The organism is Pseudomonas sp. G5001, assembly GCF_013385475.1.
GTDB lineage: Bacteria > Pseudomonadota > Gammaproteobacteria > Pseudomonadales > Pseudomonadaceae > Aquipseudomonas.
Map to the genome: position 1 here is coordinate 392,195 of NZ_JACAPZ010000017.1, position 6,895 is coordinate 399,089.

Consider the following 6,895-nt stretch of genomic DNA (forward strand, 5'->3'; position numbering starts at 1 on the left):
ATCTTCATGGAAAACACATGTGGCTGGATTGCCCAGACTGAAAGCCTCCCCGCCCGGGACCGACTCACCGGCCTACAAAAAGCCGACTGGCTGGTGATCGGCGCCGGCATCACCGGTTTGTGTGCGGCGCACAACCTGGCCGAGATGCACCCCGAGGCGCGCATCGTGATCGTCGACCGCCAGCGCGCCGCCCAAGGTGCCTCAGCGCGTAATTCCGGTTTTGTGGTGGCCCATGAGCATCCCGCTGCAAGTGAACTGATGGGCAACGCAGGCTTCGCTGACTTTGAGGTGGACACCGCGATCTCCCGCGCAGCCAGCGATGAAGTGCGCGAGCGCATCGCCCGCCATGCCATCGACTGCGACTTTCGGGACAGCGGCTACTACTTCGCCGTGCACGATCGCGACAAGCTTGCGCATGTGGATGCCAAGTTGGCGACCTTGCGTGCCGCGGGTGCTTCAGCGCAGTTCCTGCAAGGTGCCGCACTCGCGCAGACACTCGGCACCGAGCATTACCAGGCCGCCATCTGGTGCGGCCACGGCAACGCCTTGCTGCAACCGGCGAAGTATGTGAAGGGTTTGCTCGAAGCGCTGCCGGACAACGTGACGCTTTATGAGAACACCGACATCACCGGCCTTGAGCGCATGGCCAATGGCGGCATTCGCGCCAACGGCCTGGACGCCTGCATTGAAGCCGGCCAGGTGCTGGTGTGCCTCAACGCCTTTATTCCACGGGTGGGCCTTGAGGCCAGTGCGACGTTCCCGATGGAACTCAGCGCCAGCCTCACCCGCCCTCTCAGCGATGAGGAATACCGCCGGATCGGCGCAGTGGAACCGTGGGGCGTGCTGTCCACGCGGCCACTGGGTGCCACGGTGCGCCTGACACCGGACCATCGGGTGATGATCCGCAACACAGCGGAGTACCGCACCCGGGACTTGTCCAACGGCGACCTGTTGCACCGGCGCCAACACCATGTAAAGGGCATGCAGCGACGCTTCCCGTGGCTGACCGAACAAGACATCCACTACACCTGGACCGGCCACTTGAGCGCCTCCCGCAGCGGTCAACCGTATTTCGCGCGGGTCGAAAGCAACCTGTATGCCGTCGCGGGCTGCAACGGTTCAGGCGTGGCCCGCGGCACGCTGTGGGGTCGACTGCTGGCCGAGTGGGCGTCGGGCCAGACTTCCTCGCTCCTGCACTCTGTGATGCACAGGGCACAGCCCGGCTGGCTGCCACCCCGGCCGTTGTTCGACATCGGTGCCATGCTGCGTATGGGCGTGGAAACGGTTCGAGCACGGACAGAAATCTAGAACAAGAAACCTCGATAAAGGTGATTCACATGCACATCAACAGTCTGTCCCTGGCGGTCATCCTCAGCGCGCTCCCGGCGGCTGTGTACGCCGCCGAAGAAGTGAACATTTCCAACTGGAACGGCTACATCGCCGATGACACCTTGACCAGTTTTACCAAAGCGACCGGGATCAAGGCGACCTACGACATTCACGACAGCAATGAAGTGCTGGAATCCAAGCTGATGACCGGCAATACCGGTTATGACGTGGTGAGCCCGTCCAACCACTTCCTCTCGCGGCTGATCAAGGCCGGGGCGATCCAGAAGCTCGACCGAAGCCAACTGCCCAACTGGAAAAACCTCGACCCGTTGCTGATGAAAAAGCTGGAGACCAACGACCCGGGCAACCAGTACGGCTTCCCGTATATGTGGGGCACGGCGGGGATTGGCTACAACGTCGAGAAGATCAAGGCGATCTTCGGCACCACCGACGTCACCCATTCCTGGAGCCTGTTCTTTGATGAAAACAACATCAAGAAACTCAGCGCCTGCGGCGTGGCGATTATCGACAACCCCACGCAGATCCTGCCGATCACCCTCAACTACCTGGGCCTGCCGCACCACAGCCACGAACCGGCCGACTACAAAAAGGCCGAGCAGGCGCTGTTGAAAATCCGCCCCTACATCCAGTACTTCCATGCCTCCAAGTACATCAGCGACCTGGCGAACGGCAATATCTGCGCAGTGATCGGCTTTAACGGCGACGTGGTACAGGCTGCCGCCAGCGCCAGGGAAGCGAAAAACGGTATCAGCATCGCCTACTCGATCCCGGACGAAGGCTCGACATTGTGGCTGGACATGGTGGTGATGCCCAAGGGTGCACCGCACGAGAAAAACGGCTATGCCTATATGAATTACCTGCTGGAGCCCAAGGTGATTGCCAACATTAGCAACAGCATCCACTACGCCAACCCCAACAGCGCGGCGGATGAGCTGGTGACCCCTGAGGTGAAGCAAGACCTGGCGATCTACCCGCCGAAAAGCGTGATGGACAAGCTGTTTATCGTGGAGGACCTGCCGCCAGCGATTGCGCGGCTGGCCACTCGGTTGTGGACCAAGTTGAAGACCAATACGTGATACCGAAAACCGGACTTGCTCAAGGCTCATGGGAGAGCGGTATAGTCACTCCATTGAGCTTGGGATTGAATCAACATGGAAGGACTTCACCAGGGTAGCTGCCTGTGCGGCGCGGTCAGCTACCGAGTATCGACACCGCTGAAAGCTGTGACGCATTGCCACTGCAAAAAATGCCAAAAGAGTCATGGCTCCGCCTTCGCGACATACGCGAGTGCTCCGAAATCGTCGGTGCACATCGAGTCTTCGCTGCAAACGCTCAAGGCTTATGAATCTTCCGAGGGTGTGTTTCGTGAGTTTTGCTCACGCTGCGGCTCGTCGATGTTCTGGTCCGATATCAATGGTGTTTACCCAGACTGGGTCTCGATAGCAATCGCTACACTCGATACGCCGCTCTTGCCTGGCAAGCAGGAGCACTCCTGCGTTGACTCCAAGGCCGCTTGGCTGGATCTGGAGAATCGCAGTGGCTGAATCAGAGGACGGTTTGTCGATACGCACCCTCTCGGCGTTGCCCGAAGAGATCCTGGTATTGGAAGCAGAAGCCGTCGCCGAAGGGTTCAGGTTTCTCACGCGACTCGTTGCAGAGTGGCACAACGGCGCCAACCGATTCGACCAGCCAGGCGAATGTCTTTTGGGTGTATTCAGCAACGGGCAGTTGATCGCCGTTGGCGGTTTGTCCCATGACCCTTACGCCGGTCCGGAGGTTGGCAGGCTGCGCCGGGTATACGTCGCACGGGCATCAAGGGGACGCCAGGTGGGCAAAGCGTTGGTGGGCCAGCTTTTGGCACGCGCGGCGCAATCCTTCCATGTCGTGCGCCTGTCTACCGACACCCACGAGGGCGCAAGCTTTTATCTGCGCTGCGGGTTTGTGCCGGTACAGGACGAACATGCAACCCACGCTAAATCATTAATTGATCAGGAGGCTTCATGCAGGTGATCAACGACAACCGGCCTGAATACGTTCGGGGGAGATGACGGTTTAATGTCAGTGTGGGTGCGTTTTTGTCATGTGGGAGCTGTCGAGCTTTAGCGAGGCTGCGATAGCGGTGTGTCAGGCAGCTTATTTATCGGCTGTGCCGCCGCCTTCGCAGCCTCGCTGAGGCTCGACAGCTCCCACAGGGGATAGGGGTTGTTTGGTGGGCTTGTATTTCAAAGTCAGGCCACCAAACCCGCTTTGGCGGCGTTGGCGAGTATGTCTTGGGCGGGTACATTGACCCATGTGGCGGCGTCCACCTCGCCCTGTTTTGCCAGCCAGGCCTCCACCATCTGGTAGCCCAGCGTGTATCCCAGCCATCTTGGCCGCGCGCCGGTACCAAAGAACCATTCACTGTGGTCGTAATACGTGGCCTCGAGAAGCTGGCGGTCTACCGGGGCACTCAGCAGTTCCTGGGGGGCAAGCGCCCGCTCCCACAACTCCGGCTCACTGCCCAGCACCTGCCGCACAAACTGCCCGGCCAGGCCCTCACTGACCATCGCCTCCCCCAGCGTCCAGCCATAACCGGGGCCCGCCATGCGAAGGCAATGGTGCACCTCATGCACCACGTGTCGACGCAATGCACCGCTTCGCAGGCTGGTGAGGAAATTCGGGTTATCGGGATCAAGGGTCATGCTGAACATCGTGCTGCGATAAGCACGGCCCACCAGGCCGAGTTCCGGAAGGGTCTCCCCCGGCAACCGCTGGATCAGAATGTCCAGCCGCGGCGGCGGCAGCAGTTGCGCGATTGCCTCGTAGGCAACCTCAAACTCTCGGATCAACTCCGGGCGAAACTGCGCCAGGCTCCCCGAAGCTTCCAGCCAATGCTGCGTCCATGCGTCCATTCTCACCTCTCGTCGCCCAAGCCGTGGTCCGTTATCAAAGCGGCTCATCATACCTACGGCCTGTCATATTCACAGGCCAGCTTATAACCGGGCCAGCAAATTCCGCTGACTAACCTTTCGATCTGTCCCAAGTGCGGGCACAATGCGTGTCCTTTTTTGGCAGGCACCGCCGCAGGCTCTGAAAATGATCAAAACGCCGTACTACCTCATCGACAAACAGAAGCTTCTGGTCAACATGCAGAAGATCGCCTACGTGCGCGAACAGTCCGGCGCCAAGGCTCTTCTGGCCCTCAAATGCTTCGCCACCTGGTCGGTGTTCGACCTGATGCAGGAATACATGGACGGCACCACCTCGTCGTCGCTGTACGAGCTCAAGCTGGGTCGCCAGAAGTTCGAAGGTGAAGCCCACGCCTACAGCGTGGCCTGGGCCGACGATGAAATCGAGGAGATGCTCGACAACTGCGACAAGATCATCTTCAACTCCATCAGCCAGCTGCAGCGCTTTGCCGAGCGCAGCGAAGGCAAGACCCGCGGCCTGCGCGTCAACCCGCAAGTGAGCAGCTCCGACTACCTGCTGGCCGACCCGGCGCGCCCGTTCAGCCGTCTGGGCGAGTGGGACCCGGTGAAGATCGAAGGTGTGATCGAGCAAATCTCCGGCTTCATGTTCCACAACAACTGCGAGAACGGTGATTTCAACCTGTTCGACCAGATGCTCAACACCATCGAAGAACGCTTCGGCGCGCTGCTGCACAAGGTCAACTGGGTCAGCCTCGGCGGCGGCATCCACTTCACCGGTGAAGGCTATGCCATCGACGCCTTCTGCCAGCGCCTCAAGGCGTTCTCGCAGAAGTACGACGTGCAGGTGTACCTGGAACCCGGCGAAGCGGCGATCACCAACAGCGCCTCCCTGGAAGTGACCGTGCTCGACACCCTCTACAACGGCAAGAACCTCGCCGTGGTAGACAGCTCCACCGAAGCCCACCTGCTGGACCTGCTGATCTATCGCCTGAACGCCAAGCTGGCGCCAAGCAATGGCGAACACACCTACATGGTGTGCGGCAAGTCGTGCCTGGCCGGGGACATCTTCGGTGAGTACCAATTTGATCAGCCGCTGGCCATCGGCGATCGACTGTCGTTCATCGACACGGCAGGCTACACCATGGTCAAGAAAAACTGGTTCAACGGCCTGAAAATGCCGTCCATCGTAGTGAAACAACTCGACGGTACAGTCGAAGTGGTTCGTGAATTTGGTTACGACGACTACCTGTCCAGCCTTTCGTAAAGCGGACAGATAAAGGAGAGATAAAGCAATTGAAAAAGAACGTTCTTATCATTGGTGCAGGAGGTGTCGCCAAGGTGGTGGCCCACAAGTGCGCGCAGCACAACGACGAACTCGGTCGTATTGCTATCGCGTCGCGCAACATCTCCAAATGCCAGGCCATCATCGACAGCGTCAAGGCCAAGGGTAGCCTCAAGGTACCCGCCGACATCCAGGCCTTCGCGCTGAACGCTTTGGACGTGGAAGCGACCAAGGCACTGATCCGCGAGACTGAATCGCAGATCGTCATCAACGTCGGTTCCGCGTTCCTCAACATGTCGGTATTGCGTGCCTGCATCGACACCGGCGTGGCGTACCTCGACACCGCCATCCACGAAGAGCCGGGCAAGGTCTGCGAGACCCCGCCGTGGTACGGCAACTACGAATGGAACCACCTGGAAGAGTGCAAACAGAAGAACATCACGGCCATCCTTGGCGTGGGCTTCGACCCGGGTGTGGTCAACGCTTATGCAGCGCTGGCGCAACAAAAGCATTTCGACCGCATTGATTCGATCGACATTCTCGACGTCAATGCCGGCTCCCATGGCAAATATTTCGCCACCAATTTCGACCCGGAAATCAACTTCCGCGAATTCACCGGACAGGTGTGGAGCTGGCAGAACAGCCAGTGGACCAGCAACACCATGTTCGAAGTCAAACGCACCGACGACCTGCCTGTGGTCGGTTCGCAGAACCTGTACCTGACCGGCCACGATGAAGTGCACTCGCTGTCGAAAAACCTCGACGTGCCCAATGTGCGTTTCTGGATGAGCTTCGGCGAACACTACATCAACGTGTTCACCGTGCTGAAAAACCTCGGCCTGCTCTCCGAAAAACCGGTCACCACCGCCGAAGGCCTGGAAGTCGTGCCGCTGAAACTGGTCAAGGCCGTGCTGCCCGACCCGTCGTCGCTGGCGCCTGGCTACACCGGCAAGACCTGCATCGGCGACCTGGTCAAGGGCACCAAGGATGGCCAGCCACGCGAGCTGTTCATCTACAACGTGGCCTGCCACGAAGAAGCCTTCGCCGAGACCGACAGCCAGGGCATTTCCTACACCGCCGGCGTACCGCCGGTAGCCGCAGCGCTGCTGGTTGCCCGTGGCGAGTGGGACGTGAAGCACATGGCCAACGTCGAGGAACTGCCGGCTGAGCCGTTCCTGAAGGCGCTGGACGTGATGGGCTTGCCGACTCGGATCAAAGACGAGAACGGTGACCGTGCCTGGGATGCGATTGCCTGACAGGCGATAGTTGACCGAACAAAAAAATGCGCCCTCAGGGGCGCATTTTTTGTTGGGGCTCACATAAATATCAAAGAACAATGAAGATCAAAATGTGG

7 protein-coding genes are annotated in these 6,895 nt (G+C 59.4%); 6 read left to right on the plus strand and 1 reads right to left on the minus strand.

Going from position 1 to position 6,895, the window contains the following annotated elements:
• Window positions 1-6: 6 nt before the first annotated feature.
• From HX805_RS16895 to HX805_RS16910, 4 genes are all read left to right on the plus strand, one after another.
• Window positions 7-1,308 (plus strand): FAD-binding oxidoreductase, encoded by a 1,302-nt coding sequence (locus HX805_RS16895; protein WP_003210227.1) that lies wholly within the window; start codon window positions 7-9, stop codon window positions 1,306-1,308.
• Between the two features lie 29 nt (window positions 1,309-1,337).
• Window positions 1,338-2,426 (plus strand): polyamine ABC transporter substrate-binding protein, encoded by a 1,089-nt coding sequence (locus tag HX805_RS16900; RefSeq protein ID WP_003210229.1) that lies wholly within the window; start codon window positions 1,338-1,340, stop codon window positions 2,424-2,426.
• A 75-nt stretch (window positions 2,427-2,501) separates the two neighbouring features.
• Window positions 2,502-2,894 carry a GFA family protein gene (locus tag HX805_RS16905; protein ID WP_003210231.1) on the plus strand — a complete coding sequence of 131 codons (393 nt, stop codon included), beginning with the start codon at window positions 2,502-2,504 and terminating at the stop codon, window positions 2,892-2,894.
• Window positions 2,887-3,360 (plus strand): GNAT family N-acetyltransferase, encoded by a 474-nt coding sequence (locus tag HX805_RS16910; protein ID WP_177081440.1) that lies wholly within the window; start codon window positions 2,887-2,889, stop codon window positions 3,358-3,360. The genes HX805_RS16905 and HX805_RS16910 overlap by 8 nt, the downstream gene beginning before the upstream one ends.
• Before the next feature lie 218 nt (window positions 3,361-3,578).
• Here HX805_RS16910 and HX805_RS16915 read toward each other — a convergent pair whose 3' ends face one another.
• Window positions 3,579-4,241 carry a DUF2268 domain-containing putative Zn-dependent protease gene (locus tag HX805_RS16915; RefSeq protein ID WP_177117112.1) on the minus strand — a complete coding sequence of 221 codons (663 nt, stop codon included), beginning with the start codon at window positions 4,239-4,241 and terminating at the stop codon, window positions 3,579-3,581.
• Between the two features lie 184 nt (window positions 4,242-4,425).
• Here HX805_RS16915 and HX805_RS16920 point away from each other — a divergent pair, with 184 nt between their 5' ends.
• Entirely contained in the window at window positions 4,426-5,523 is a 1,098-nt protein-coding gene (locus tag HX805_RS16920) for a carboxynorspermidine decarboxylase (protein WP_177117113.1), read from the plus strand.
• 29 nt (window positions 5,524-5,552) lie between these two features.
• A complete protein-coding gene (locus HX805_RS16925) occupies window positions 5,553-6,797 on the plus strand; it encodes a saccharopine dehydrogenase family protein (RefSeq protein WP_003211412.1) in 1,245 nt (414 codons plus the stop codon).
• The last annotated feature ends 98 nt before the right edge of the window (window positions 6,798-6,895 follow it).